Source organism: Myxococcales bacterium (assembly GCA_016716835.1).
In the GTDB taxonomy this organism is placed as follows: Bacteria; Myxococcota_A; Polyangia; order Haliangiales; family Haliangiaceae; genus JADJUW01.
Genome location: JADJUW010000001.1, coordinates 2,591,245 through 2,617,247 on the forward strand (window position 1 = coordinate 2,591,245; position 26,003 = coordinate 2,617,247).

The following is a 26,003-nucleotide window of genomic DNA, read 5'->3' on the forward strand; positions in this document are numbered from 1 at the left end:
ATGTCGCGGTCAAGCCCCCGCGACTTGCGCGTGGCTGTGTTGGTGGCGGGCGTAATAGTTGCCAAAGGGCTCTAGCAACGCCGCGCCCTGGTTCGCCATCTTGTCGAGGCGAATCGTATGCGTCACGCCATTGGCCTTGAAAACCAGGCAATTGCCCTTGAAGGTCACGTCTTTGCGCTCGACGTCGGTCATGGCATCAAACGGAATTTCGTCGTCGCCTGGCAAGGTGAGGCCGCGATAGGTGAGACCAATCACCCCGATGTCGGCCGCAATTTCCACCGGCGGGAAGTGTCGCTCGACGCGCGCAATCTCTTCGGGCGTGGTTGGCATCACGCTAACGGCCAACTTGAAATCGTGCGCCTCGGCAAACCGCGCCTCATAGGCCTGCCACAGCGCCTGCTCCTTGGCCTGCGCGCTAGCAATCTCGGCGTATAGCGTTTGCGTCGGCGTGTTCGCGAGTTGCCCCACGAGGTCGCCGGTAATCTGCCAAGAGGCCAAGCGCGCCACCCGCTCGTGCAGCGGCGGATGCGAGTCAAATGGGTGCGGCGTCGCCTTGGTGAGCAGGCTGGCCGTCGCATCATTGGCGGCGACGAAATGCGAGAAGCCGCGACTGACGCGCTGGGCGATGCCAATCTCCTTGAGTTCTTGCTTTTCGTCGAGCAGCTGTTGCTCGGTTTGGCTGCGGTAGGTGGCGTACGCGACGATCTTGACCAGTGCCCGCGCGGCGGCCTCTTTGCCGACCACGGATGCGGCGACCCCATCCGCGGCGAATTCCGCGATGCGCGAATGCGCGGCGGCAACCCGTTCGAAGAGCGCGCGAAAGGCCACCATCCAGGACGTGACGCCAAACGTCAAGGTGTCGCTCGTAGTCTCCAGGTACGTTCCAAATCGGCGCAGCAAGGGCGCTAACTTCCGGGACTGGCCGGTGTCGTCCGCTGCGAAATGGCCGAGTTCGTGCGCCAATACCGCATTGGCTTCGTCTTTCTCTAAGGTTCGCAGGAGCGCTAAGCTAACGAAGAGCGTGCGTCCGTGGACCTGCGTCAGCCGCGGCGCGGGTTGCCCCGCGATTTCGTAGCGGTCGAAGATCGCAAGCGGCGACTCGGTGACGAAAAAGTTATCATCGATGCCGACGAGCACGGTTTCGGGCGGTTTGGTGCCTACCTTGGCCGCCAGCGAGCGCAAGTTCTCAAAAAACGCGGGGGCGTCGGTCTCGCGCAGCATAAGGGCGTGCTCTTGCGGCACGTACTCCGACTTGGCGAAGATGGCTTTGAACGCCACAAAAACGCCGACGACCGCGAGCACGCCTGCGATCCCGATGAGCTTGATCGAGTAGAATTCAAACCACATCGCGGTCACCCAGAATGAGAGAAAAATGATGATGGCCCCTTGGCCAAGCAAGTGCGGAATGGAAAACGCCCGCAACGTGGTCCATCCCAGCGCAAACGCCTGGTGTTGCCTGCGCGGGGCGCGCCTGGCCCATAACAGTGCCAGCGCCAAGATGGCGGCGACCACCAGCGCAAGGCCCAACAAAACCTTCGAGGCGGCGCGTACCCACGAAAACTGGAGGACCGTGCTGCAGACCTCGGCGGCCACGTTCGCAGGCGCTCGCGTAAAGCCAAAAGCGCCACATTCCTCAAGGGCAACGTCGCCAAGATCGATGCCGGAAGCCGCCGCCTTGGCCGCCGCAATGTCCGCCGCCGCAACCGGCTCGCTTGCCTCGGCTACCGCTTGGTCGATGTTGGCGAACACCTCGGTTTGCGCCGCCGCCGACCACTTGCCAAGGTAGTGCGTCGAGAACCACAGCCCCAGCAACGGCACCACCAGCAAGCCCAAGGCGGGTCGCAGAAAGGTCTTCGCGAACGAGGGTTCGGTTTGCGTCGGCGCGGCTTCGTCCATGCGCGGTGAGTATCAACCAGCGTTTCCGAAGGCAACCCCAAATTGGGTCACGCAGGCCGGCGCCGCCTGCGCCTTCAATGCTAAGCACACGCCATGGCGCTCGGCGGCTTTAATTGCCCCTATTGTCGAAACTACAACGCCAATGGCGACAAGACCTGTGCGCGCTGTAAGCGGTACCTGCCGCCGCGTTGGGTGGCGCAGCTGCTGCGCAATTCGCCGCTTGGCCCTAACCCGGTTACCACGCTGCTCATCGGCGTCTGCGTCTTGGTGTTTTTTGCGCAACTGGTCGACGCAAATAATGTTGGCGGGTTGTCGTTTGGACTCGGCGGCATGCCGATGTCGACGCTGCTGCGCTTTGGCGCCCTGACCAACAACGTCGCGGATCAGCCGTGGACCGTGGCCTCCTACATGTTTAGCCATATGGGGTATCTCCACATCATTTTTAACTTAATGGGGTTGTGGGATCTCGGACGGCGCTGCGAAGCGGAGGCAGGCGCCGGCGTGGTGCTCACGACGTTTCTCGCAACCGGTATTGCCGGCGGCGTCGCGAGCGTGGCGTGGTACGGCAACCAGCCCTATATCAGCTCCGGTGCCAGCGGCGCGGTATTTGGCCTCGCCGGCTTTATGCTCGGCGTCGCGATCCGCACCAAGGATCCGCAGTGGAAGGACGTGCTGATTCGCACAATGCTCTACTCCTTCATCATGTACTTCGCGCTGCACACCAATCAGGCGGCACACCTCGGTGGCCTTGCGCTAGGCGCCGCGCTCGGCTATTCGCGCTGGCTCGTAAAAAGCAGCCGCAACGCGCCGATTGCGTGGATGACCGCGGGCACGGGGCTGCTGCTGCTAAGTCTCGCGACGCTGGTGCCGAGCCAACTCGCGGCAGGATGGCGTACGCAACGCGACCTTGAGCATGCCCGGCGCGATGGCACGGCGCCAGACTTTAACTATCCGCAACCGAGCACGTCCGACTTCGAGTTTGTCGCCTTGGACGAGCGTCTTGAGTTCGAGCCATGCATTCCGCGCCCCGAACTCGTAGGCGATCACGCAGCCGGGGCCGCGCTTCCCGAAACGCCAGCTATGCGCGCCTTGTTTTGGGCAAGGCTCGCGGGCTTGGCCAATTTTACGACAACGGAGGGCCCTTTGCTGTGGCACAAGCCAAGCGGAGCCCTGCTGCAGGTGCGCAGCGACAACTATCAGACCGTCTATCATTGCGGAGGCCGCTACGATCCTGGGCGCTCGCCTTCGCTGGTTCGCGAGACCGCTGCCGAGATCGCGAGCCGCGAGGCAAAGGTGGAAGCGCTGGTGGCAAGAGGACGCAAGCAAAGCATGCAGCTCGAGCCCGATGACTACCAAGCTTACGTTGAAGCCATGTACCCACCGGGCGTATGGCAAGCCGTGCAATCGCTAGAGGCTTTGCTCGTCACCCTGCCCGCGCGCGACCTTGGCTTCACGCATTTTGATTTGACCACCAAAGACGTCTGGTGTGGCGGCGCGCGCCAGGGCGTCAGTTTTTCCGCGCCCTGCCCATTCGCCGAGGGGCTGGCATATTTATTGAAGCGCGCCGACACCGAGCCCGACTTGCGCCAGCACGTGCTCAACTATGTAAGCGCTCGTCCCGGTGGCGACATTTCTGCCGAGCAAGCCGCGGCGCTCGCCGCCTTGCAGGCGCAGCTGCCTTAAGGAGGGTTTTTGCGGGCCGCTAACCACGCCTGCGCCACCTGTCAAGACCTTGCGCGGCGCGCGCCCGTGCTTAATTTCTTGGATGTCAACCAAGGAGAAACACCATGTCATTACCTACCCGAACCTTTGCCCGTAACCCCCTCGCTCAGCTCACCTACGACCCATTTTCGTGGACGCGCCAACTGTTCGACGCGGTGCCGGCCGGCCGCAACCAGGAAGACTTTGTCCCGCGCTTTGATATCAAGGAAACCCAGGACAGCTTCGTGCTAGCCGCTGATGTGCCCGGCATCAAGCAGGACGACCTCGACGTCACCGTGCATGGCGGCATCGTGACCATCAAGGGCACGCGCACGGCGGAGGAAAAGAAAGACACCGAGTCGTGGCACATGACCGAGCGCTACTACGGCAGCTTTGAGCGCCGCTTCTCGCTCCCGGAAACCGCCGACTCCGACAAGGTCGAGGCCAAACTCAACGCCGGCGTGCTCACCGTGACCATTGGCAAGAAATCTCAGGCCAAGCCGCGCAAGGTCGAGTTTAAGTAAGCCTCTACGGCGACGACATTGTTACGTAGATGATTGGCACCGCCGCGCCGACGGCGGCAAGCACCATGCCGCGGCCCCAAATGCCTTGGCGGCCCTTGATCATAAAAAGTCCCGAGCCGGCCAGGAACAAGAGCAGCACGGCATAGCCATCGGCGATGTAGGTCCACGCCGCCTTGCCGCGGTTGAGGTGCAGCCAATTTGCGACGCGCAGGAAAAAGCGAGGCTCGCGGCCTTGCTCAAACACCTCGCCGGTTTCGCCGTACACGACGTATTTGAAATTGTCGTACTCAAGGTGAATCTCGTCGCCGGCGCGAAGCGACGCCCGCGGCGCGTTTTTTTGCCCGAGCGCAACCTGCGCCGTGGCGATGGCAATTGGGTCAGGCACGTCGGCGGCAATCGGCGCGATCCGCCGCGTCTTCTCGTAGGCCTTAAAATTCGGATCCCAGTCGTCGATGTGGTTGATGGCAATCCCTGATACGGCGTAAACGACGGTGAGTCCTACTAACAAATATCCGACGTCGCGATGCCAAGCGCGCAACCATGCTCGCGCCTTGGCGCCCCATTTTTCGGTGTACCCGCCGATTTTACATTGGCGCTGATTGGGCCTTCGTCTTGGCTCACGAGTAACGCTCTTCTTTCCACGGATCGGCATGATTATGATAGCCACGCGTTTCCCAATAGCCCGGCTCATCGTCGGCGACAAAGCGAATGCCCGAGATCCATTTGGCGCTCTTCCAAAAGTACAAATCGGGAATGAGGCCACGCACCGGCGCACCATGCTCGCGGGTCAGCGGCTTGCCGTTGAGGCGATACGTCACCATGCAGCTCGGCGCCGTCGCCTCCGCCAATGGCACGTTGGCGGTGTAGAAATGCGCGGCCTCAAAAATCACGTGGCGCGCCGTCGCTTTGACGCCCGCGGCCTCGGCCAGGGTGGCAATCGAGACGCCTTTGAAAACGGCATCGAGCACCGTCCAGCCAGTCACGCAATGCACATCCGTCGCGCGCTCGACCTGCGGCAACTTGAGCAGCCCCGCATAATCGAGCGTAAACGGCTTGCCGACCGCGCCATGCACCCGCAAGCGAAAATTGGCGATACCTCCATCGCTGGCTTCCCCACCCATGGGTTTGAGCGCCTTGATTAGGCGCTGGCCCGGCGGCAAACGAGCGCGGCCATCGCCGCGTTTTTGCGCCCTCGCCTCACGATTAATGTCGTCTCCGACCACCCGATACAAAAGGCCGCCCAGGCCAACGATCACGCTGCCCACGGCTGCATTGCGTATAAAATCTCGTCGGGAGGAATCCATGCGGGTTCTACGTCGCGCCTAGCTAATAGTTACACCAACCGGTGGCACCAGAAAAAACACCTCGCGCGTATCGAGGAGCGTCGTATCTTCGCCCCAGACCTCAATCGTGGCCTTAAAAAGCTGAGGCTGGCTGGTAGCTGGCACCGTGGTGTTTGGCTTGGGCACCAGCTTCCAACACAGGGGCGTGCCGGGCGTGACGTTGACATATCGGTCCTTGTAGGTATCGCCGTTGCTGTCGACGTCGGCTATGCCGCTGCTGCACAGCGCGGTGCCGAGCTGCAGTGTTTGCAGGCGCTGCACGAAGGCCGCCGCCGCGTCGACCGACTCGCCGCCCTGCACCACGTCGACGGCCCGCGCGCTCATGTCCAGCGGCACCCCGAGCGCAAGCGTGCGCAGGCCCTGCTCGATGGCGGCCGCCGAGTCCGTATTGGCGCCCGCGAATACCAACGGCGCATTGGCATTATTGGCGTCCACCGCGCCTGTATCGGTCGCGAGTTGATTTAGTTGAGTCGTCACGCTGCCGTCGGTCGTTGATCCCAAAATGCCCACCACCTTGGCCCCCCGCGCCTGCATCGCCGGCCGCACCGTGGAGCTCCAATTGGGGCAGTTGTACGTGGTCAGCGGCGGCTCGTCGGTGGCGAGCATGATCACCGGCAACGCATCAGCGCGAAAACACGGATAGCCAAAGCGGCCAGCCGGGCAGCCGGTGCGCGCCGCTACGGTTGCCACGCTACAACCCGAGGCCGCGCTGCCGCTGCCGGTAATTGCCGACCACAACGCAAACGTCATCGGTTCGTTAATGCTGCTTGTATTGCTCGGCTCGGCGACCGGCAGGCTGGAAAACGATGGATTGTTCGACATGTCGACGTGGTGACGATACGGATCGCCATTTTGATAGCCGATCGATCCAACGCCTGCCCACAGATTGGCGATGCAGGTCGCCGGATCGCCATTCCCAAGCGGCGGACATTGCAGATTGTCGACCACGGTGGCGAGGTTGTCGCGCACGGTGGTGATTTCGGCCAACATTGATCCCGAGCGATCGACCATGACGTACAAGTCGACGTTGCTCAGCGCGGTCGTGAAGTCCAAGTTGTCATCGCTTGGCGAGGGCGGCGCTTGATACGGCACGATAAAGACGAAATTGCCGTTGGCCTGGGGATTATCGGCGGCGTCGGTGGGATTTGTGCCCGCCGCTGACTCGACGAGATCCGTCACGCCATCGCCATCGCTGTCTTGCAGCCGAGGGTCGGTCTCGGCGCCGTCGCGCACGCCATTGCAGTTGGCATCTTCGGCGGCGTCGGCGAGACCATCGTCATCGCTATCGACATCGCGAAAATCGGCAACACCGTCGCCGTCGGTATCGACCGCCGGCGGCTCGCCCGCTTCCAGTGCATCGCCGCGACAGTCGTTATCGCTGTCCAGGTCTTCGTAGTCCGGTGTGCCGTCGCCATCCGTATCGACATTGCCGCTGGCGCCCTCGAGGGTGTCCGAGATGCCATCGCCATCGGTGTCACCTGACGTCGAACCATCAGGCGCGCCTCCGATGGGCGTGGCGGTCTGGTCGGGTCCGCAGGCCGCCGCGGCCAAAACGAGCAGGGTTGCGAGCATGCCGCCGCCCAGCGCGTGCCGCGTGCTTGAATGTAGCTGATGTCGCCTCATGTAGCCCTCCTGGCCGCCAGCATAGCCCTATTTGCGGTGCCGTGCGATCCGACTTTGTTTGCAGGCAGGTTGTGAGCCGCGCCCTAGCGCCTCCAGGGCGCTGCGGTTATAGTTCCCGGGTGAAACCGGCATGTCTGTGGAGCCTGATCGTCATCGCCGTGGCACTGCTGGCGCCTGTCACGGCAGCCGCCAAGCCCACCGTAGCCGTGCTCGGTCTAGAGGTGCTCGACGACGGCAGCAGCGTCAACGCAACGTCGACGCAATTTGCCAAGGACCTCACCGAGGCAATGCGCGCTGCGCCACGCAGCGGCCGCGGCCCGTACATGTTGGCGCCCGGCGGCAGCAAAGACTTTGTTGAGCTCAAGCTGCTGTTTGGTTGCGACCAAGAAAACAAGGATTGTCTGGCGCGTATCGGCGGCCAGGTCGCGGCGGACTACATTATGTACGGCAGCATTGCCAAGCGCGGGGCTTCCTACGTCGTCACGGTCAAGCTCTTCGCCGTTAGCGACAAGTCGGTGGAGCGCGCGTTTGCCGATTCGATCCCGCCCGAGGACATGGAGGGGGCGGCACTGAGTCGTTGGGGCGGACGGCTTTACGAGCAGCTGACCGAAGCCCCTGGCCAAGATAACGCACCGTCGACGGTGACGACGCCAAGTCCCGACGACACGGCGGTTAGCGCGCCGCCACCGGCCGTCGTCGTCACGCTGCCGCCACCTGTGGCCAGCGCTAAGTCCCGGCGCCCCGGCAAGACCGCGCGCGCCATGTTTTTTATTTCCCTGGGCGTGACCGCCGCCGCCGCCACCGGCGCCGTTTACTACAGCCTCGAAATCGGCAAGCAAGAGACGGCGCTACGCGACGCCATCTTCGCGTATCGCGATACGCCCGGCAATGCCTCGGCGTTTCCGCCGGCGCAGAATGCCTGCGTCAGTCTGCCAAGCGATGCGGCCGCAGTGGCGCGGGCATGTGCCGATGGCGACGTTGCCGCGACGCGCGCCAACGTCGGCTGGGCTGTCGCCGGTGTGGCGGCGGTTTCGACCGCCATCTTTGGCTATGTCGGCTTTCGCAAGCGCGGCCCGGTAGGCGAATCCCGGCCCTCCGCAACCGCTTGGTCGATTGTGCCAGTGCTCTCGCCAGGCGCCCGCGGCGCGGCGCTGACGGTGACGTTCTAATCAAAAACGCTAAGTTTAAGACCCAAAAGGACAGAGAAAGGAACGCAGTGGGTGGAGGATATTGCGGTGCACGCCTGCAGCGATGCCGAGGCGCATCCGTCTGGATGTAACGAGGCTCGCGAAGCCGTACACCGCAAGATCCCCACTCAATGCGTTTCTGTTTAGTTGCGCATCAGGCCGAGCAGCTTGGTCATGGTGCCCTCATCAGCCGGCGGGAAATCGTAGTCAAAGAAGTCACGCGAGGCGACCCATCGCAAATCGTTTACCGTGAGCGCCCGTGGGTGCGCGCCCGGACGTAGCTCGCAGGCAAACATCGTCATCTGCACGCTGTAATTGCTGTATTCGTGGATGTGCTCACCGAGCTTTTGGCGCACCTCGACGTCGACGCCAATGCGGCCCTTCACCTCGCGCCGCAAGCAGTCCTCGGGCGTCTCGCCAGGCTCAACCTTGCCGCCAGGGAACTCCCACAAAAGCGGCAGCACCGCGGTCGTCGTGCGCTGGGTGAGCAGGTATCGCCCGTCCTGGTCGATCACCGCCGCCACCACCTGAATCAACTCCTTGGCCATGGGCGGCATTATCGACGGTTCACCAGAGATTGCAACTGCCGCCCGCTACCGATATGTTGCCGCCCCATGGCCCTTCGATTCGTTGAAATCCATCCTAGCCCCGACGGCGAGACCCTCAATCAAGAGTGGGTCGTGCTCGAAAACACCGGCAAACTGCCATTTCACACCCGTGGATGCGCGATGACGGTCAGCCGCCGTGGCCTCACCAAGAAGAACATTTTGGGCGTCATCGACCCCGGTTTTTTGCTGCAGCCCGGCGAGAAAATTCGCATGTGTACCGGCGCCCCCGGCACCAAGGCGCATGGCGAGCCGCCGCCCGAGACTGAGCTGAAGAATTACTTCTTGTTGCTCAACCGGTCGTACTTGGATAAGCCCGGCAACATCCTCACCATCGTGCTGCGCAGCCTGCCGGTCGGCAAGGCCGAGTTCGACGCCGCGGCGCCCGGCGGCGTTAAGGCGTAACGTCGCCCACGCCACAGGCCTTGGTTTTTTGGGCCGACTTACTCGCCGCCGGTTTCGCGGAACTCACCGAGGCGTCGGCCGTCGATGCGCAGCGTCGCAACGCCGAGGCGAAGCTGGGTGCGATCGCCCCACCGCACGCGCTTGGTGCGCAACGCCTCGCGCCACATCGCGTACGGCACAAGATAGACAAACCAGGCGCCGGCCGTGCCCATATACGTCGCGCGCGCCGCGCCAAAACGGACGCGCCTGGCCCTGGCCGCACACAGCACCACCAGATCATTGTTGCCGTTCCATACCGCACCCAGCGGCCCGCCCTGCTTGCCGTTAAGCAACGTGTCGGTCGCCGCGGGGTCAAGGCCCGCCGCCCACGCAAGCAGCTGCTTTGCGCGCAGACCTGGGGCGAAGGTTCGCTTGCCGGATGGAGTGGCGTCGACGTCGCCATGCTTTTCATCAAGCGCAAACCGCACCACACACGCGGGCGCTGCAGCCGCGGAGGATGCCGCGCGGCTCGCGCTCAAAGCAGCGCCCATGACGGCAATGGCTAGAACATGACGCAGCAAGGACTTCACGGTCATGGAACGCCAAGCTCACCGCGATATTCCCGGCCTATTGTTGGCACTTGATGCGACGTCGGCCGGCACCTTGCCGTAGCCCGCACGCTCCGCAAGCGCCCTGGGCCTCAGATTCGCGCAGATTTCATTGTGGATCGACAGTTGCGCAAGCCCGTCGCATGATACGAAACCACATGCGATCAATAACGCCGAACCGCACTCGTGCTCGCGATCTAATCCTGATGCTGCTTGGCGCCTTAAGCCTAGGCTGCGGCGGCGACGGCGACACACCGGCGCCGATGTCCGATCTGCAGTGGTTTAATACCTGCGGCGACCCGGTATGCAGCGGTTACAACCCGCAAGGCACACGTGTATGCGACACCGAGGCACAGGCCGCGGCTTGCGCCACGGACGGCGACACCTGCGCGATCGTCGACAATGACTGCAATGTGCGATTGCTTTGCACCGACGAAGATCCGCTCGCGTTGCCCTGCCCCATCTCGCGCGCAGCCTACAAGCGCGACATTCACTACGTCACCGAAGGCGAACGCGCGGCGCTGGCGCAGCAAGCGCTCGCCATCCCGCTCGCGACGTATCGTTACAAGACGCAGACAGACGCGCGCACCCACCTGGGCTTCATTATCGAAGACATTGAACCAAGCGCCGCGGTCCGCAGCGAGGCCGACCAGGTCGATCTCTACGGTTATAGCTCGATGATGCTGGCCGCGCTGCAATCTCAGCAGGCGGAGCTCGTGGCCATGCGCGCCGAGCTCGCGGCGTTGCGCGAAGAGCTCACCGCGCTTCGCCGGCGCAAGCGGTAGGACCGTGGCTCTCAAAAATTAGCCAGCTAGCTTATCGTTGATGAGGCGGTTGAGGCTCACGTGTTTTTCCGCTGCCTCCATGGCGAGCTGGCGATGACGGTCGGGCGTGACGCGCAGGCTGACATGCCCTTTGTAGGTTTGGGTCGCGAGGCCCGAGGGCGGCGCCTCGCCTTGCTTGCGCATATCGGCAACAATGGCCCGCACCAGCGCGCGGATGCCGCCAAACGCCGCGTCTTCATTGGCGGCCAGATGGCTGAGCGACGGGAACTCTAGACATGTGCCAACCCATGCTTGATCATCTTCGGACCAGTGCACGCGATACGCGTACGGTAGTTGTTGTAGAGCCTTCTTCATTTGCGTTCTCCTTCTAGCTTTTCGATGGCGCGCAACGCCTGTTTAACTTGGTAGCGCTTGGCGGCCTTGCCGTCTTTTTGAATGTTGATCCGCGGATCACCGGGCCACGGCATCTTGTAGATGTGGTGGCTCCCGACCACGCGACTCTGTCCGAAATAGGCATCGCAGACTTTCTTCAGATCTGCAAATGACACCTCAGCGCCTTCGCGCATGGCGGCCAAAATTCGCGCATAGTCGCTCACCTCATTATGATATCACTATTAATATCACTTGCCAAGCCCCGATAGTAGCCGGCCCCCAGCGCGGGCGCATGCGGGGCTGCGGACCGTGGTAGCGTTCCGGCGCCATGAAATTTCTTCACACCATGATTCGCGTCCGCGATTTGGACGCCGCGCTGCAGTTTTTCTGCGAAGGCCTGGGGCTGGTTGAGGTGAGGCGCAGGGACGTGCCAGCGGGACGGTTTACGCTGGTCTTTCTCGCTGAATCGGCAGCGCCGGATTTGCCGCAGCTAGAGCTGACGCACAATTGGGACCAGGCCGAGGCTTACAGCGAAGGCCGTAACTTTGGCCACGTCGCGTTTGCCGTGCCCGATATCTATGCGGTGTGCGCACGCCTGCAGGGCATGGGCGTCATCATCGCCCGCCCGCCACGCGACGGCCACATGGCATTTGTCCGTAGTCCGGACAACATCTCCGTCGAGCTGCTGCAGGCCGGCGACGCCCTGCCACCCACCGAGCCGTGGGCGTTGATGCCCAATACGGGTAGCTGGTAGGTACCGCACATCAGCGGGTCGGTTCACCTCACGATGGCGTAAACCAGCGTGTCGCATAGCTCGCCACTATAATACTCGCGCATGTGGTTGCGCAGGGTGGCCTCGAGGGGAAAGCCGGCGGCGAGCGCGACGCGTTGGCTGGCAAGATTGTTGTGGCTGCAGCGAATCTCGACGCGGCGAGCGCCTAAGGTATTGAAGCACACGTCGCGCATGTGCGCAGTCACCTCAGCCGCGACGCCTTGGCGGTGAAACGACTTGCGCACCCAGTAGCCGATTTCAAAGCGCGGCACGTCCCAGTCGAGGCGATGCAGCCCAATACCGCCGGCGATGCGGCCGCTGACCTTTTCGCGAATTTGGTATGCCAAGTCGGTGCGCGCCGCGAAGTTGTCGCGTGCGGTGCGGCCGCGCTCGGCGAGCCACTCGAGTGTTGGCCGAGTGCGCGCCCACGGAATCCACATGTGGAGGTCGTCCCACGTTTCGTTAATGGCCTCGAGCCAACCGGGCTCGTCGCCCCCCATCGGCGGGCGCAGGTGAAAGCGGCGGGTTTCAAGCGACTCTGGAACCTCGACCATCAGCGGCTAATCATAGACGCGTTTGATGTTGAAGCCAATGGCATCGATGGGGCGGGCGCCCGGCACGCCGACGTTGTCGTTGTAGTAGCACGAGAAAATCAGGCCGCGGATGGCGAGATTTAGCTGGCGCAGCGGCGTGCCGAGCGGGGTGTCGTTGGCGTCCGAGCTTGCCAGGGCGTCCATGAATTTCACCAGCACAATATTGGGCGCCAGCGACAACACCGACAGCGCGGCATTAAGCGCCATGATGTCGTCTTTGGGGGCGCCGGCGATGTACTGATCGACGTAGGCGATCCCGCCTGCGGCTGAGAACGAGTGTAAATCGCGGTCGCCTGGGATGATCAGGTCGCCCAGCCGGCACAATGTTTTTTTGGCAGCGGCACTGAATTTATTGGCCATGGTGGTTTCTCCTGAGCGCCCTAATTGGCCGCGAGCTGCTCGCCGAGTTTTTGCGACAACGAGCAAATGGTGAGCGACGGGTTGATGCCCGGCGCATTGGGGTAAATGCTGGAGTCGCAGATAAATAAATTATCGTGGCCGTGGACGCGAAAATCGGGCCCGACCACCGAGGTATTTGGATCTGTGCCCATGACGCAACCGCCCATGAGGTGCAGGCCGAAATACATCGGCGCCTTGACCACCTGCTTGGCGCCGCCATGCGTAAGGATATTGGTAATGGCCTCAAGGCCCTTATCGCGCCGCGCCTTGTCCTGATCAGTCAGCGGCTTCTCAACTTCGAGCTTGCCACCGCGCGCCAAGCGAATCTCGCCGACGTTCTCGTCGCGCACCGCGACCTCGATGCAGGTCATGTTGCGATAGTTTTTCATAAAATCCATGTGGGCCTGGCCATAGCCCTTAAACAACATGGCGATCGAGATGGGCCCAGCAAACACGTTCTCGAGCTTAAAGCCCTGCTTGCGAAAGCTCGGGTCCTTGCTGGCAACGGTCTGAAAGTAGCCCTTGTGTGCGTCGACGGGATGGTCAAACACACCAAACCACATGAACTGCGGGTGCGAGGCGAAGTATTTGCCCACGGCTGGCAACGCCGCCTTAAAGCCACTTTGCAACATCATCTTGGTGCTGCCAAAGGCGCCGCCAGCGAGCACCACGCGCTTGCCCGTATACGCGATCTTGCTGCCGTCCGGGCGCCGCGCATGCACGGTCACGTCGCCCTTCGTCGGCACCACCTGCACCACCTCGGTCTCGGTGGCGATCGCCATGCCGCGCGCCACCGCATCCTGCACCCAGCCAACACTGCTGCTTTGCTTGCTGTCGCGATGACAGCCATTCAGGCAAGCGATGCAATCGTTGCCGCGCTCGCGCGCGCAGTCGCCCTGGCCGCGGCGCAGCGCGCTCCACTTGTAACCGAGCTTGTCGCAGGCCTCGACAAACTTGCGCGCATTGTCATTGCGCTCCTCCGCGCTAAAGGTGTGCAACTTGAGCCGCGCCTCGACCTTGTCGTAGTAGGGCGACATGTGCTGGCTGGTAAACCACGGCACGCCTGACTGGGCGCGCCAATCGTCGAATGCCACGTCGTCGAAGCGATCCATGAGCGCTTGGTAGACAATCGACGAGCCGCCGACCATGCGCGTACGCAGAAAGCCCATGCGCGCGTCCTTGTCGAACTCGATGCCGCCGCCCCAATACAGCTGCGCCGAGCCTTCGGCCTCGGTGCGAGGAAAGGTGTCTTTCTTAAAGAACTTGCCGGCCTCGATCAGCAGCACCTTGGCGCCGCTGGCGTGCAGGTGATGCGCGAGCGGCCCGCCACCGGGGCCCGAGCCAACCACGATTACGTCGTACGTCATGGCAACTTCTCCTTCTTGCCGATGCTGTCGAGCTTAAGCCCGCTGGCGGCAAAGCGCACCCAGTCGCGATGCTTGGCAAAATAGCTGAGCATGACGTTCGTGAGCAGCGCGTACTTGGCCTTGGTAAAGGGATACCAGTGTGGCTCGATGGTCTCGCTTTGCTTGTCGATGACCACGGACTTCACGTTGCAAAACGTGGTGAGGCCCCAGTCGCCCTTATAGCGGCCAATACCGCTGTGCTTAGTGCCGCCAAACGGCAGCGCCGGGTTGGCCTCAGTGATCATATGGTTGTTAATCGAGACGTTGCCGGTGACAATTTGCCGCGCCACGCGCACCGCGCGATCTAGATCCCGGCTCCACACCGAGGCGCCCAGGCCATACGGCGAATCGTTGGCGAGCGCGATGGCCTGATTTTCGGAGGTGAACTTCATCACCGCGAGCACCGGGCCAAAGGTCTCTTCGCTGGCGATTTTCATGCTGTGATCGCAATCCGCCACAATTGTTGGCAGCATGTGCGCCGAGCCGCGCTGCGCCACGCCGCCGCAAAGCACCTTGGCGCCGCGCGCGACGGCATCGTCAATGTGTTCTTCGATGATCGAAATCTGCGCCGGCGAGGTAATCGCGCCAATATCGCAATCGCCGGGGTCGCGCGTGTGCCTATCTGCATGCGATGTGCGCAGCTGCTTAGTTAACCGCACCAGCTCCGGCACCAGGCGGTCATAAATCGTATCTTGCACGTACAGCCGCTCAAGCGACGTGCACGATTGCCCGGCGTTGGTAAACGCGCCCCACATGATGCCATTGGCGGTGCGCGTGACATCGACGTCGTCAAAAACGATGCCGGGGTCTTTGCCGCCGAGCTCAAGATCGACGGGAATCAATTCCTTGGCGCAGGCGACGCCAATCTCGCGTCCCGCCCGCACGCTGCCCGTGAAGTGGACCTTGCCTGGCTTCTCGGCAATCAGCGCGGCGCCGGTGGCGCGGCCGCCGTAGACCACCTGCAGCGCATGCTTGGGAAACTTGGTTTTTTCTATCAGGTCTTCCCACAGACCTTGCAGCGGCGTGAGTTCCGACGGCTTAAAGATGACCGCATTGCCGGCCAAAAAAGCCAAGATCGCCGGCACCATGCCCTGATAGAACGGAAAGTTCCACGGCGCGATCACCAGCACCGTGCCGAGTGGCTCGTGCCATACCATCGACTTTTTGCCCATCAAGAAAATGGGCGTGTGGACTTTTTGGTCCGCCAGCACCTTGGGCGCAACATTCTTAAAATGATCGATGACGTCGCATACCTCGAACACTTCGGCGGTAAACGCATCAAAGCGGCTCTTGCCGGTCTCGGCGATGATGCGATCTAAAATCGATTCGCGGTTGTCGAGCACGTAGCGATTGATCGCCATCACCGCCTCGATCCGCTGCGCGACGCTCATTGCCGCGATGGTCGGCTGCGCCCGCCGGGCGTTGGCAAACGCCTCCCTGACTTGTGCCTCGCTGGCGTCCTCGATCTGGTAGATCGACGCGCCGGTGATGGGGTTTTTCACGTCAAACTTCATGGGCGCCTTTGCTGGGCCGCCGCCTTACCGCGCCGCCCGAGCCCACGATCTACGCCACTCGGCGCCGGCGTGCAATATGTCAGATCAGCGCGGAGAGCCTAGAATAGCTTGCGCTGGCCAGCCGAGGCGCCACCGGTCGGCACCGAGGCCGGCGCGGTAATGCCTAGGTGGTTAAACCCGGCCACGGTCGCCATGCGGCCGCGCGGCGTGCGGGTAATAAAACCCACTTGGAGCAGAAATGGCTCGATCACGTCTTCCAGCGTGCCGCGCTCCTCGGACAGCGACGCCGCAATCGCCTCAACGCCAACAGGACCGCCGTCAAAGCGCTCGCAGATGGTGCCGAGGTACGACCGATCAAGCGTATCAAGGCCGGCGTGGTCGACCGCCAGCTTGTCGAGCGCATAGGCCGCGCGCTCGCCGTCGATCTGCGCTTGGCCCGCAACCGCGGCGAAATCGCGCACCCGGCGTAGCAGCCGATTGGCAATCCGCGGCGTGCCGCGCGAGCGCCGCGCAATTTCCCCCGCCCCCTCGGCGTTGATATCGATCGAAATCAGCGCCGCCGACCGCCGCACGATCGCCGTCATGTCGGCCAAGTCATAATAACGGAGCTGCCAGTGAAAACCGAAGCGGTCGAGCAGCGGCGCCGACAAGAGCCCCATGCGCGTGGTGGCGCCGAGCAGCGTAAAGCGTGGCAAATGCATCGTCACCGCCTTCGCATGCGGCCCATCGCCGATAAACAAATCGAACTTGAAATCCTCCATCGCGGGATAGAGATTTTCTTCGACAATCGGATTAAGGCGATGAATCTCGTCGATAAACAGCGCATCGCCCTCGCCCAGCGACGTCAGCAAGCTCGCGAGCATGCCCTTGTGGTCGATGGCCGGCCCACTGGTGACGTGCAGGTTGACGCCCATTTCATTGGCGATGACATGCGCCAACGTGGTCTTGCCCAGGCCCGGCGGCCCGGCAAACAAAAAGTGATCGAGCGGCCAACCGTTCTCGCGCGCCGCCCGCACCGACACCTTGAGGTTTTCCATGAGGTCGCGCTGGCCGATGTAGTCGTCAAACGTCTTGGGCCGCAGCGCCGACTGCCACGCCTTCTCGCCGGATTTCTCGATCGGCGCGATTTCGCGCGTGCCCGCACCCAAGGCGCCTAGCGAACCACTTGGCTGCACGGGCAACGCTGCGGCAGGCACGCCCGTGCCGCTGCCTTCATCGTCATTATGTTTGCGTCGGCCCATCGTGCACTACCCTACCGCGACATCGATCGCAGCGCTTGCTTTAGCAGCTCTTCTAGGCGCGAACTCTCGCCAACCTGCAGCTCCGCCACGGCCTTATCCACCTCAACCGGGCGCCAACCCAGATTGCCCAAGGCATCGGCCACTTCCTGCAACAGCGGGTGCCGATGTGGCCGCACCACCGCCGGCGACACCACCATGCGCATCGCCCCGCCCGCTGTGAGCGCCAGCCCGAGCTGCTCACATTTCTCGCGCAACTCCACAATCAGCATTTCCGCGGTCTTTTTGCCGACGCCCTTAATGCGCGTAAGCCCCGCCAAATCGCCCCGCGCGATGAGATCCGCAATGCCGCTTGGCGAATGTCCGCCCGACAAAATCGCCATCGCCGAGCTCGGGCCGACGTTTTTGACCGTGATCAGCAAATCAAACAGCGTGCGCTCGCCCGCGTCGCCGAAGCCAAACAAGGCCACCTTGTTTTCCGTAGCCTGCGTAAACACCCGCAACACGACGCGTTCGCCGACCGCCGGCAATGACGCCAACGTGTAGGCCGAGCACGTCACCTCGTAGCCGACGCCACCGCAATCCACGATGACTTCCATGCCATCGCGCTCAATCAAGGTGCCTGCGAGTCTACCAATCACCTTACGCCTCCTCTGGCGGCCACGGGCGCGACCACCGCGCTGGCGAGTTTGGCGCGACCCGTGCCTTGACTGGCAGGCATTGCGACGCGCGCGTGGGCTATCGCCACTGCCAGGGCATCAGCCGCATCCGCCGATGGCACCCGCTTCATGCCGAGCAACATCTGCACCATTTTGCCAACCTGATCTTTGTCCGCGCGCCCGGACCCGGTTACCGTTTTTTTCACCAACGCCGGCGCATAGGCCGTCACGGATATCTGCGCGATGCCGAGCGCCGCCAGCGCCATGCCGCGGGCCTGTGCTAAGGCCAGCGCGCTGCGCACATTGACCTTGGCAAAGACATCCTCCATCGCCGCCACCGCGGGGCGCAATTCACCAAGCAGCTCATTTAGTTGCGATGCGATGAGGCCTATGCGCACCTCCATCGCTAAATGCACTGGCGCCGTGAGCACGCCGCATTCGACGTAGCGCAAGGCGCTGCCATGGAGCTCTATTACGCCATAGCCGCAAAACCGGCTGCCCGGGTCGATGCCCAAAATGCGCACCTGGCCATCATACCGCAGCGCTGTGACGTTTGCCGCGGCGGCGGCATCCTTCCCTCGCAGGCCGCGGGTCGGCTGGCTAGCACTGGTACGGAAACGGAAACAAGCGCTCGCCGAGAATGATGTCTGCCAGGCCCGAGCAATGAGAATTGCTCACGCCCGAGGTGAACACCGTGGCGATCCAATCGGCCAAGTCGATCCCAGAGCGGCCGGCGCCAGGATTACTAATGCGAAAGCCCTGCGCCACGGCCAACACCGCGGCATGGCCCAAGCTCTTCACGGGATCGTCATCGCTGGCATCCTGCCGGTCGGCATCGCCGGCGTCCCAGAGGATTTCCGCGATCATATTCTCTGACACATTTTGCGTGTTGACGCCGCCTGCCGGCACCTTGGTCACGCTGCTGTCGAGATCGTCGCCAAAGCCGCCCTGCGCGTTGGAATCGGTGTAAATCGGCTCGCCGCGCACCGCCATATTAAAGTAGGTCGCAAACCCCTCGCCCCAGGCGAGCGATGGCGTGGTGGGTGAGCCGTCATGCGCGCCGCCAGGCGAATCGTCGACCGCGTAGTTATCGGACATGTAGTGCCCAATCTCATGCATGATCACCGTGTCGTCGTAGCCGTCGTCGTCGCCCGAGTTGCCGAGCAAGTGAATGCTGCTGCCGTCGTAGTACGAGCCGTCATTAGAGCCGATGTACCACCGGATCGAAAACGGCTTGATCGTCGGCTCGTTCATCGTCCCATGGATAAAATCGGCGGCCGCGACGGCTTGGTCGAACACGTTAAACGCCCGTCCCGAACCTGCCTGCGTTGCGACCATCGTTATTTCGGCGACGCCTTGATCGACGATTGGATCGGACTGCAGCCCATGCACTTGGCCGGAGGAATTCACCACCCTGCCGGTGCGTGTGGGGCTGCTCGAGGCGGTAGCCACCAAGACGTAGACGGACTGCCCTGGAGTTGGCACGTAGTCGATCGCGAAGCTGCCAATCTCGCTTACCGAGCGCGTCGACAACACCTGGTTGCCGTTGGTCGTAACCACCGATACGGTTGCGCCGCGGACGGGTAGCAGTTGCACTGCGCCCAGCCCGCCGCTCACCAACGGCGCGCGATCTTCGTAAGAGACCGTGCCCTTAACCAACGAGGTGCCGTCCGGCAACTCATAACAGGCCGCGGTGGCGTTGTCGCGAATGAGGCACGCGTCGGCGCACTCCTGGGTGCTCACGATGCCGCTCTCCGAGCACGTGTAGAGCAAATCGTCCCAGCAGGTGCCGGTCTGCGGCACGCCGAGCGAGGCGCATGTCTGGGCATCGGTGTCGTTTCCGCACGCGGAAGACAAGGCGATGAGGCCTGCGAAACCAACCACCGAGAGGGCGCGCATCACTGTTTGCCTCCACTGACTTGGCCAATGCCGGGTACGTCGACAACCGTGGCCGCGGGCTGCTTGGCCGGCGTGCCAACACGCTGCGCGATCGCGGCGGTAAGCTTACGTGCGCCCAGCATGAGCGTCGCGCCGCCGATGGCGTCCATGCCCTGTCCAGGCGCAACATCGACCGTGGTCGTCATTGTTAAAACGTCGCCCTTGCGGTGCGCGCCGAAGGTCTGGGTCTTTTTGTCGAGGCGCAGCGACAGGTCATCGACATCTGCGCTCAGCGTCGCGGTTAACGTGAGTTCGTAGGACGCCGCGGCAAGCTCACGCTGTGCGATCGCCAACGAAATCGGCGCAGCCATTTTGGGTGCGCTAGCATGCGACGGGTGCGCAGCCACCGCGCCGGACGTGGGCGTCGCTGGCGCTGGCGCGGTTACCGCCGTGGCATTTGGATGCGGCGGCGGTGCGGCAGGCGAAGCACATGCGGCCACGCCAACCGCCAACGCCAGCCACGGAGAGGTCAGGCTTGGAGCAATTTTTTGCATGGCGCGTTATGCCATGAACCCAGCAGCTTGTCAGCGCGAATTTTTTGCGCGCCGGCTACCGCGGTAGCCATGCAGCCCACCCGCCCTAAGGCGCAATTTCGGCGCACACGGGAAAGAAGCCTGAGGCTGCCTCGTTTTCACTAAATTCCGCGCAGATGCTTACGCAAAACGAAGAATCACCGCGCCCGTCACAGCAAGCATCGACGGCGCCCATGAAGGGCAGCGCGCCTTCAATGCCCGGGCCGCACTGAGCGCTCGCCTCGGCTTGCGCAAAACAGGCCAGCACCTCGGCGTTGGCGTTCGTCGCCGCGACCTGACCGCACTGCGCGATGCAGCCTCCACAAGTCGTCGACGTAAACCCAAGGTCAAGCCATTGATCTTTCATGACGGTGCCAACCGTGACGTTCTCGACGACGCAATCGGCCATCAATTGACAGGCTGCTTGGCAACCCGCCACCGACGACGTGCCACACGCCACATTGGGCAAGGGCGCCAGCTCGTATGGCGCCTGCGAGCATGTCACGGCCCCGCCCGACGGTAATTCGGGCAGCGGCGTTTGGGCCGGCGCGCCCTTTGGATGCGACAGCAAGGCCTCGATGAACCAAGCGTTGACAGGCAACCATGCGTGACCAAGATCATCGCCGCGGCAAGCGACGTGCGTCATGCCAGGCGCACTCGCATAGTATTGCGACGCGCGCGCCGCCTGCTCAACAAACGTAAAATCCGGTACCGTGATACCGCCAGGGGTGGTGCCGGCATAGCGATCGTTGTCGCCACCCCACGTGACGATTGCGAGCAGCGGTGATGGCGTCGCGTCGGTGCCGTCGCTGGTTAGGTCAAACACGCCCGAACCGACGATGGCCCCCGCGATCAGCGACGAGCGCGCGCGCAGCACCTTATTAGTAAAAATGCCGCCCGCCGAATGGCCCCCGACAAAGATGCGCTTTTTGTCGACCTCATAGTGAGCGGCGACGCATGCGACCAACGTATCGAAGTAGGCCAAATCTTTGTTGGCGCCGCCCTCAGCGCCTGGTGGCCGCATACCATCCCAAATCGGCCAGAACATGCCATTGCCGATGCTTGACGGCGCGAGCACGAAAAAGCCGGCCGCGGCGAAATCCGCCAAATCCGCGCGATTGGCGAATTTGGTGCCGTTTTCGCTCGTCCCGTTAAACCCAACAAACAAGGGCCGCGGCCCGGCATAGGTCGTTGGCGGCGCCATCATAACGAATGATCGCTCCTGCCCCGCGACGAGGAAATTACTGTTAAGACCCGCGACTGGCGCCGTATCGACGTAGCCAGCCGGGCACTCATCCACATCCGAGATGAGGCGTTCAGGATCGAGATTGACCGGGGGCGCGTCGGGCGTGGGCGCGGCATCGCTAGGTGCGCCCCCGTCGGCCGGTGCGCAGGACGAACAGGCGGCAACGGTTACGAGCCAAGGCAGCACCAACAAGCTCGCGCGCATGGCGGCACTATGCCAGCGTTGGCGAGGTTGGCGCAATCGTGATTTGCTGGGGCCGGGCGCCAAAGATGGCGGAGCCAATGCGAACGTGGGTGGCGCCCTCTTCGATGGCAACCTCAAAGTCATCGCTCATCCCCATCGACAGGGCGGGCAGCGGCCTCGCCGCCGAGGCATGGGCGTCGCGCAGTTGGCGCAATTGTGCGAAATACGCGCGGTTGGCCTCGGGGAGCGGCGCGGGTGGCGGCATGGTCATGAGGCCATCGACGCGCACGTGCGCCAACTCTTGCACGGCCTCTAGCAAGGCCGCGAGCGCCTCTGCCGCCACGCCGGATTTGCTCGTCTCACCGCCGAGGTTCACCGCGATCAAGATGGGCTGCGTCGCGCCGACGATCGCCGCCCTGCGGTCGAGCGCCTGGGCCAAGGCCAGCGAATCCACCGCATGCACCAATGCCACCTTGCCCGCGATGAGGCCCGCCTTGTTTCGCTGCAGGCTGCCAATATAGTGCCAGCGCACACGCTCGGCCGCTTCCGCGCCCGCGAGCGCCGCGAGGCTTACCTGTTTTTCCGCGAGCTCTTGTGCGTAGTTTTCGCCGAAGTCACGCTGCCCCGCCAGGGCGACCTCGGCCAGCGCCGCGATCGGCTGCAGCTTAGACACCGCGATGCAGGTAACGCTTTGCCGTGGCCGCCCCGCCCGCACGCACGCGTTTACGATGCGCGCTTCGATCGCCACCAAGCGCTCAGCGATGGCCGACATGCAAACCGGTTCCAAGTCGGTGATGCACCACCGCGTCGTCCACCGACGCAGCCACCGGCGGCGCGACGTCGATATGAAGATAGGCCTGATCGCGTAGCAGCAGCGCATCGAGCCGACACAACACGCCATCGCGATGCGTCGTGCCCGCCGAGCGTTCGAGCACCATCTTGGCGGCATGCAAGGCCGCCGAGGTCACCGGCAGGCTGCCTTCCTCCGGGCTGCGATACAGGGTCGCCGCCAAGGCCGCGCGAAACAGCGCCCACGAATTACCCGAGGCGGCCAAATCTTGCACGCGCTTGCGCCCGCCGCGAAGCAAGTTAGAATAGGCGCGACGTTCGATCACCCACTTAGTCGACGCCGATTCCGGAACCTGCCGCGACTGCACCAGGCGCAAGACTTCGAGGTAATCTGGCAAGGCATCGCCTGGCGGACAGTTTTCGATCGCCGCCTCGATTGGCTCCTGCGCGTCCTCAAATCGCGATAGCCCAGCGAGCGCGTGGGCCAACAGGCGTTGCGCCCGGCGGAGCGCCTCGCTCTGGCCGCTGCCAAGGCTTGCGATGAGGCGCGTGGTTGCCACGTGCGCGCGCTGCCACTCGCCGACGTCGATGAGGGCGCGTGCATGCGCGAAGAGCACGGCGACGTCGGCTTCGCCACCGAGCGCCAACGCGCGCTCGCACGCGATGATCGCCACGTCGGGGTCGCCCGCGAGCTGAGCGGCCTCAATCAACGGCATGACGTCGGCCACCGTCGTCGCCGCCGGCAACCGCGCCCATAGCAAGGCCACGAGCTCGGCGTGGTGGCCAAGCTCGCGATACAAATCGATCACCCACGGCGCATCGGCTTCGCAGATCGCGATGGCATGCCGCGCCGCGCGGATGAGCTGGCCCTCGCGCAAATAGAGCGCCGTCAGCGTTTGCCGCGCGATCTTGTCGGTGGGATCGCAGGCGAGGACCCAACGCAAGGCCAAGATGGCCGAGGCGGCGTCGCCGGCCGTTTCGGCCTCGCGCGCAAACGTCGTCGCCGCGTCGCGGTGATGCGGCACGCCGGTTGCTGGCCACGCCTCGGCAATGTCGGCCGCGAGCGCTTCGCGCGCGACAACCGGCACTAACTCAAGCGCGTTGATCGCGGCGCTCACGACCGCGGTATGAATCTTGGGCAGCCCCGAGCGCGACAGCGCCCGCATTAGGTGCAGCCACGGGCCCGGCGCATTGCTCGCGGTCGCGGCCAACCAATGCACATCAAGCGCGGCGGCGTCATTGCGTGACCCAAGCATGTCGGACCAAGCGGCGAGCGAGTACCCACCCTCGAGCGAACGGGCGCAGCGCGCAAGCATGAAAGCGGCCGGCTCGCCCGCACTAGCATCGGTGCGCAAGTCATCGGCCATGCGCAGCTCCCAGCCCGCGCGCTCATCGCCGCGCAAGAGCGATGCCACCGTAGGCAAGCCCGCCGTGAGCTCGATGAGCAACGCGCCCCGCGCGGCCTCTAGATCAAGCGTGCGCTCGATGCGCAAGAGCCACGTATCGAGCAACCATTCCTGCGTCGGCTTGCACGCCTCGATGAGCTCGAGCAAGCCACGTGCGCCCCAGTCGTCGAGTTCAAAGCGCGCCCGCCGCAGCAAATGCAACGCCTCGGTCGCGATATGACGATATGCGCCCGCCAGCGGCGTTGGCTTGCCTGAGGTAAGCGATAGATAGCGCGCCAACGAAATCGCTAGCGCATACAGCGTCGCCGCCGCGTGAGCGGGGCCGAGCGATCGCGAGGGCAAGGCCTTCCACCAATCCTGCACCAAGCGATCGGCCGCGGCGAGCGAGACGTCGACTGGCAAGGCCAGGCGTTCATCGATGGCGGCGATGTGCTGCGCGGCATCTGGCATCGCGACGCGCAGGCCGGCAAACCACGCCGGATCGACGCTAAACATCGGGCGTGCGCCGAGGGCCGTCTCAATAAGCGCGGCATCGACGCCGGGCACAAAATCGGCCAAATCGCGCGCCAACATTTGGGCGCGCCGCAGCGCCGCCGTGCCAAGCAGCCGACGCAAGACGTCGTCCCATTCTTTGGGGTCGCGGATGGCCGCGAGGCGCCACAAGCGATTGATCTCCGCATCGCGCCGGCTGTTGGGCCGCCGCAATTCCACGGCCTGGATCAGATCAACGGCGCGTGCCAATTCGCCGCGCAGCAGGTGTAGCTTGGCGACGATGAGCGCCAAGGCCTCGTCTTCGCTGCCAAACTTCGCCAGAAACACCTCGCCGCAAACCAGGGCTTGATCTTCGCGGCCCACGAGCAACAAGGCTTCCACCGCGATGGCCGCATCACGTGCATTGGTCGCGGCGGCGATCGAATGAATCCGCACCGCCATCGCGAGGTCTCCGCGCACATGCGCCGCGCGCAAATCGGCGTGCGCGACGACGGCGAGGTCGCTCGTCCACCGCGTCACCATGGCGCTCTCCTCGGCAAACTGTGGCTGCAAGTCGGCGGGCATGTCGGCCAGGACGCTCCGTGCCCGCGCAACGGCCTCGTCGTAACGACCGGCACCCATCATGGCTTCGGCGAGCAACATCCCCGCGCGAAACTTGGCTTGCGCATCGAACTGTTTGCCGGCGGCGCTTTGTAAGCCTTCGAGCACGTCGCCGTAGCGAAACTGCGCCTCGGCGAGCGCGTGCCCAGGGCGGCCGCTCCGCAGCGCAAAGCGCACGCAGTCCAGGTGCGCGGCGAAATAGGTCGGCGACACCTCGGCCGCGCGCTGAGCCCATCGGAAGGCCTCTTCGTAGCGACCTTGGCGGGCCAGCTCAGTGGCATAATTGTGCAGCGCCACGGGATTAGCTGGCAGCAAGCTGGCGGCGACGCCTTGATGCCTAAGGCCAAGCGATAGGCCATGCTTATTGGCCGCCGCAAAGGCCTCGCCCCACACGGCGAGATGCGCCTTGCCGTACATCGGCGCGTCCTCGATGACCGAGAAGATTTCCCGGCGGTTGGTGGCGCCCGTCCGCAGGCCTAGCAAAAAATCGTGGTAGCGCGCAGCGACATGGGTCGGATCGCGACGCAACGTGGCGGCGAAGCATGCGTCGCGCCAATCAGCGCGTAGCTGGGCGAGCGCCTGCAAGCACGCCGTCGCTAGGGGCGTTGCCAACGCGCTATACGGCGTCACCGCCTGGAGTTGGGACGGCAGCGAGCTGGCGGATTTTGCCGTCGCTAGCTCGGTCGTGGCATCGACGAGCTGCTTGCCGGAAAACTCGTGAAGCTGGGGCGTTTCGCTGAGATGGCGCGCATCGAGCCATGCGCTCAGGGCCAAGTTGAGCGATGCCGCTAGCGAGGGCGCCTCGCCCGCGAATACTTGTTTGCCGGCGACCGGCCTTCGGCTATGCAGCCGCACCGCGTCGCTACCTAAGGGCCACTCAAGCCAAAGCAGCTCGTGCCGCCGATTGACCTGAAAGTGCCACTGCCCGACGTCATCAAAATCCGCATGGCGCGCGTTGAGCAACTGCCCCGAGGGGTCGGTCCACGGCTCGTCGCTGGCGTCAAACACCGCGCAGACCGGGTGCGCCACGAGCGCATTGCACATCAAATGGCCGAGCACGCGCGCCGCGAATTCGGCGATGGGTCCTTCGAGCTTGCTCGTGCCGTCGGTCCCGACTATTAAGCTCGGCAGCACGCACACGCGGTGAGGATATGGCGCTGGAGGCATGGACGAGCCATAAGGATACAGACCCGCGCCAGCCACGTGCTACTTGAGGGGCGGGTTTTTC

26 protein-coding genes are annotated in these 26,003 nt (G+C 63.5%); 6 read left to right on the plus strand and 20 right to left on the minus strand.

What is annotated here, in order from left to right:
• Nucleotides 1-9: 9 nt before the first annotated feature.
• Complete coding sequence (locus tag IPL79_11415) at nt 10-1,896, minus strand: M48 family metallopeptidase (GenBank protein ID MBK9071592.1); 1,887 nt, start codon at nt 1,894-1,896, stop codon at nt 10-12.
• A 93-nt stretch (nt 1,897-1,989) separates the two neighbouring features.
• Here IPL79_11415 and IPL79_11420 point away from each other — a divergent pair, with 93 nt between their 5' ends.
• Nucleotides 1,990-3,579 carry a rhomboid family intramembrane serine protease gene (locus IPL79_11420; GenBank protein MBK9071593.1) on the plus strand — a complete coding sequence of 530 codons (1,590 nt, stop codon included), beginning with the start codon at nt 1,990-1,992 and terminating at the stop codon, nt 3,577-3,579.
• Between the two features lie 104 nt (nt 3,580-3,683).
• On the plus strand, nt 3,684-4,121 hold the full coding sequence (locus IPL79_11425) for an Hsp20/alpha crystallin family protein (GenBank protein ID MBK9071594.1): 438 nt from the start codon (nt 3,684-3,686) through the stop codon (nt 4,119-4,121).
• Between the two features lie 4 nt (nt 4,122-4,125).
• Here the strand turns inward: IPL79_11425 and IPL79_11430 are convergent, their stop codons facing one another.
• The 3 genes from IPL79_11430 to IPL79_11440 are packed head-to-tail and all read right to left on the minus strand — an operon-like array spanning nt 4,126 to nt 7,087.
• Nucleotides 4,126-4,773, minus strand: coding sequence for a PepSY-associated TM helix domain-containing protein (locus IPL79_11430; GenBank protein MBK9071595.1), 648 nt, complete (start codon nt 4,771-4,773; stop codon nt 4,126-4,128).
• Nucleotides 4,739-5,425 carry a molybdopterin-dependent oxidoreductase gene (locus tag IPL79_11435; protein MBK9071596.1) on the minus strand — a complete coding sequence of 229 codons (687 nt, stop codon included), beginning with the start codon at nt 5,423-5,425 and terminating at the stop codon, nt 4,739-4,741. Before IPL79_11435 ends, IPL79_11430 begins: the two co-directional genes overlap by 35 nt.
• Before the next feature lie 18 nt (nt 5,426-5,443).
• A complete protein-coding gene (locus IPL79_11440) occupies nt 5,444-7,087 on the minus strand; it encodes a hypothetical protein (GenBank protein ID MBK9071597.1) in 1,644 nt (547 codons plus the stop codon).
• Nucleotides 7,088-7,206: 119 nt separating this feature from the next.
• On the opposite strand from IPL79_11440, the gene IPL79_11445 reads away from it, so the two are divergent.
• Nucleotides 7,207-8,256 (plus strand): hypothetical protein, encoded by a 1,050-nt coding sequence (locus IPL79_11445; protein MBK9071598.1) that lies wholly within the window; start codon nt 7,207-7,209, stop codon nt 8,254-8,256.
• A gap of 161 nt (nt 8,257-8,417) precedes the next feature.
• On the opposite strand, the gene IPL79_11450 is transcribed toward IPL79_11445, so the two are convergent.
• Nucleotides 8,418-8,822, minus strand: a complete 405-nt coding sequence (locus IPL79_11450; protein ID MBK9071599.1) for a (deoxy)nucleoside triphosphate pyrophosphohydrolase — start codon at nt 8,820-8,822, stop codon at nt 8,418-8,420.
• Between the two features lie 66 nt (nt 8,823-8,888).
• Here IPL79_11450 and IPL79_11455 point away from each other — a divergent pair, with 66 nt between their 5' ends.
• Nucleotides 8,889-9,284: a hypothetical protein gene (locus IPL79_11455; GenBank protein MBK9071600.1), complete on the plus strand. Its 396-nt coding sequence runs from the start codon at nt 8,889-8,891 to the stop codon at nt 9,282-9,284.
• 38 nt (nt 9,285-9,322) lie between these two features.
• Here the strand turns inward: IPL79_11455 and IPL79_11460 are convergent, their stop codons facing one another.
• The gene (locus tag IPL79_11460) at nt 9,323-9,859 is read right to left on the minus strand and encodes a hypothetical protein (GenBank protein ID MBK9071601.1); all 537 of its coding nucleotides are present in this window, start codon (nt 9,857-9,859) and stop codon (nt 9,323-9,325) included.
• 170 nt (nt 9,860-10,029) lie between these two features.
• Between IPL79_11460 and IPL79_11465 the strand changes: the two genes are divergently transcribed.
• The gene (locus IPL79_11465) at nt 10,030-10,656 is read left to right on the plus strand and encodes a hypothetical protein (protein MBK9071602.1); all 627 of its coding nucleotides are present in this window, start codon (nt 10,030-10,032) and stop codon (nt 10,654-10,656) included.
• Nucleotides 10,657-10,674: 18 nt separating this feature from the next.
• Here IPL79_11465 and IPL79_11470 read toward each other — a convergent pair whose 3' ends face one another.
• Nucleotides 10,675-11,010: a toxin-antitoxin system HicB family antitoxin gene (locus IPL79_11470; GenBank protein ID MBK9071603.1), complete on the minus strand. Its 336-nt coding sequence runs from the start codon at nt 11,008-11,010 to the stop codon at nt 10,675-10,677.
• Nucleotides 11,007-11,252: a toxin HicA gene (locus IPL79_11475; protein ID MBK9071604.1), complete on the minus strand. Its 246-nt coding sequence runs from the start codon at nt 11,250-11,252 to the stop codon at nt 11,007-11,009. Before IPL79_11475 ends, IPL79_11470 begins: the two co-directional genes overlap by 4 nt.
• A 104-nt stretch (nt 11,253-11,356) precedes the next feature.
• On the opposite strand from IPL79_11475, the gene IPL79_11480 reads away from it, so the two are divergent.
• Nucleotides 11,357-11,782, plus strand: coding sequence for a VOC family protein (locus IPL79_11480; GenBank protein MBK9071605.1), 426 nt, complete (start codon nt 11,357-11,359; stop codon nt 11,780-11,782).
• A 23-nt stretch (nt 11,783-11,805) separates the two neighbouring features.
• Here the strand turns inward: IPL79_11480 and IPL79_11485 are convergent, their stop codons facing one another.
• The 12 genes from IPL79_11485 to IPL79_11540 form a co-directional block, all read right to left on the minus strand.
• Nucleotides 11,806-12,354 (minus strand): GNAT family N-acetyltransferase, encoded by a 549-nt coding sequence (locus IPL79_11485; GenBank protein MBK9071606.1) that lies wholly within the window; start codon nt 12,352-12,354, stop codon nt 11,806-11,808.
• 6 nt (nt 12,355-12,360) lie between these two features.
• Nucleotides 12,361-12,753, minus strand: a complete 393-nt coding sequence (locus IPL79_11490) for a hypothetical protein (protein MBK9071607.1) — start codon at nt 12,751-12,753, stop codon at nt 12,361-12,363.
• A gap of 20 nt (nt 12,754-12,773) precedes the next feature.
• Complete coding sequence (locus IPL79_11495; GenBank protein ID MBK9071608.1) at nt 12,774-14,159, minus strand: GMC family oxidoreductase; 1,386 nt, start codon at nt 14,157-14,159, stop codon at nt 12,774-12,776.
• Nucleotides 14,156-15,712, minus strand: a complete 1,557-nt coding sequence (locus IPL79_11500; protein ID MBK9071609.1) for an aldehyde dehydrogenase family protein — start codon at nt 15,710-15,712, stop codon at nt 14,156-14,158. The genes IPL79_11495 and IPL79_11500 overlap by 4 nt, the downstream gene beginning before the upstream one ends.
• Nucleotides 15,713-15,810: 98 nt before the next feature.
• Nucleotides 15,811-16,953, minus strand: coding sequence for a Holliday junction branch migration DNA helicase RuvB (gene ruvB, locus IPL79_11505; GenBank protein ID MBK9071610.1), 1,143 nt, complete (start codon nt 16,951-16,953; stop codon nt 15,811-15,813).
• An 11-nt stretch (nt 16,954-16,964) separates the two neighbouring features.
• Entirely contained in the window at nt 16,965-17,591 is a 627-nt protein-coding gene (gene ruvA, locus IPL79_11510; protein ID MBK9071611.1) for a Holliday junction branch migration protein RuvA, read from the minus strand.
• Nucleotides 17,588-18,133: a crossover junction endodeoxyribonuclease RuvC gene (gene ruvC, locus IPL79_11515; protein ID MBK9071612.1), complete on the minus strand. Its 546-nt coding sequence runs from the start codon at nt 18,131-18,133 to the stop codon at nt 17,588-17,590. Before ruvC ends, ruvA begins: the two co-directional genes overlap by 4 nt.
• Before the next feature lie 76 nt (nt 18,134-18,209).
• The gene (locus IPL79_11520) at nt 18,210-19,508 is read right to left on the minus strand and encodes a hypothetical protein (protein MBK9071613.1); all 1,299 of its coding nucleotides are present in this window, start codon (nt 19,506-19,508) and stop codon (nt 18,210-18,212) included.
• Nucleotides 19,508-20,041, minus strand: coding sequence for a hypothetical protein (locus IPL79_11525; GenBank protein MBK9071614.1), 534 nt, complete (start codon nt 20,039-20,041; stop codon nt 19,508-19,510). Before IPL79_11525 ends, IPL79_11520 begins: the two co-directional genes overlap by 1 nt.
• An 85-nt stretch (nt 20,042-20,126) precedes the next feature.
• The gene (locus tag IPL79_11530; GenBank protein ID MBK9071615.1) at nt 20,127-21,509 is read right to left on the minus strand and encodes a prolyl oligopeptidase family serine peptidase; all 1,383 of its coding nucleotides are present in this window, start codon (nt 21,507-21,509) and stop codon (nt 20,127-20,129) included.
• 7 nt (nt 21,510-21,516) lie between these two features.
• Complete coding sequence (locus IPL79_11535; GenBank protein ID MBK9071616.1) at nt 21,517-22,260, minus strand: YggS family pyridoxal phosphate-dependent enzyme; 744 nt, start codon at nt 22,258-22,260, stop codon at nt 21,517-21,519.
• Nucleotides 22,244-25,942 carry a hypothetical protein gene (locus tag IPL79_11540; protein ID MBK9071617.1) on the minus strand — a complete coding sequence of 1,233 codons (3,699 nt, stop codon included), beginning with the start codon at nt 25,940-25,942 and terminating at the stop codon, nt 22,244-22,246. The genes IPL79_11535 and IPL79_11540 overlap by 17 nt, the downstream gene beginning before the upstream one ends.
• Nucleotides 25,943-26,003 lie beyond the last annotated feature (61 nt).

Bases quoted from the DNA above. Each gene is read 5' to 3' on its own strand.
- IPL79_11430 (MBK9071595.1), bottom strand. From the start codon at position 4,773: ATGCCGATCCGTGGAAAGAAGAGCGTTACTCGTGAGCCAAGACGAAGG.
- IPL79_11530 (MBK9071615.1), bottom strand. From the start codon at position 21,509: ATGCGCGCGAGCTTGTTGGTGCTGCCTTGGCTCGTAACCGTTGCCGCC.
- IPL79_11485 (MBK9071606.1), bottom strand. From the start codon at position 12,354: ATGGTCGAGGTTCCAGAGTCGCTTGAAACCCGCCGCTTTCACCTGCGC.
- IPL79_11490 (MBK9071607.1), bottom strand. From the start codon at position 12,753: ATGGCCAATAAATTCAGTGCCGCTGCCAAAAAAACATTGTGCCGGCTG.
- IPL79_11520 (MBK9071613.1), bottom strand. From the start codon at position 19,508: ATGCGCGCCCTCTCGGTGGTTGGTTTCGCAGGCCTCATCGCCTTGTCT.
- IPL79_11470 (MBK9071603.1), bottom strand. From the start codon at position 11,010: ATGAAGAAGGCTCTACAACAACTACCGTACGCGTATCGCGTGCACTGG.
- IPL79_11435 (MBK9071596.1), bottom strand. From the start codon at position 5,425: ATGGATTCCTCCCGACGAGATTTTATACGCAATGCAGCCGTGGGCAGC.
- ruvB (MBK9071610.1), bottom strand. From the start codon at position 16,953: ATGGGCCGACGCAAACATAATGACGATGAAGGCAGCGGCACGGGCGTG.
- IPL79_11525 (MBK9071614.1), bottom strand. From the start codon at position 20,041: ATGCAAAAAATTGCTCCAAGCCTGACCTCTCCGTGGCTGGCGTTGGCG.
- IPL79_11425 (MBK9071594.1), top strand. From the start codon at position 3,684: ATGTCATTACCTACCCGAACCTTTGCCCGTAACCCCCTCGCTCAGCTC.
- IPL79_11535 (MBK9071616.1), bottom strand. From the start codon at position 22,260: ATGTCGGCCATCGCTGAGCGCTTGGTGGCGATCGAAGCGCGCATCGTA.
- IPL79_11460 (MBK9071601.1), bottom strand. From the start codon at position 9,859: ATGACCGTGAAGTCCTTGCTGCGTCATGTTCTAGCCATTGCCGTCATG.
- IPL79_11465 (MBK9071602.1), top strand. From the start codon at position 10,030: ATGCGATCAATAACGCCGAACCGCACTCGTGCTCGCGATCTAATCCTG.
- IPL79_11455 (MBK9071600.1), top strand. From the start codon at position 8,889: ATGGCCCTTCGATTCGTTGAAATCCATCCTAGCCCCGACGGCGAGACC.
- IPL79_11440 (MBK9071597.1), bottom strand. From the start codon at position 7,087: ATGAGGCGACATCAGCTACATTCAAGCACGCGGCACGCGCTGGGCGGC.
- IPL79_11450 (MBK9071599.1), bottom strand. From the start codon at position 8,822: ATGGCCAAGGAGTTGATTCAGGTGGTGGCGGCGGTGATCGACCAGGAC.
- IPL79_11420 (MBK9071593.1), top strand. From the start codon at position 1,990: ATGGCGCTCGGCGGCTTTAATTGCCCCTATTGTCGAAACTACAACGCC.
- IPL79_11480 (MBK9071605.1), top strand. From the start codon at position 11,357: ATGAAATTTCTTCACACCATGATTCGCGTCCGCGATTTGGACGCCGCG.
- IPL79_11495 (MBK9071608.1), bottom strand. From the start codon at position 14,159: ATGACGTACGACGTAATCGTGGTTGGCTCGGGCCCCGGTGGCGGGCCG.
- IPL79_11500 (MBK9071609.1), bottom strand. From the start codon at position 15,712: ATGAAGTTTGACGTGAAAAACCCCATCACCGGCGCGTCGATCTACCAG.
- IPL79_11540 (MBK9071617.1), bottom strand. From the start codon at position 25,942: ATGCCTCCAGCGCCATATCCTCACCGCGTGTGCGTGCTGCCGAGCTTA.
- IPL79_11415 (MBK9071592.1), bottom strand. From the start codon at position 1,896: ATGGACGAAGCCGCGCCGACGCAAACCGAACCCTCGTTCGCGAAGACC.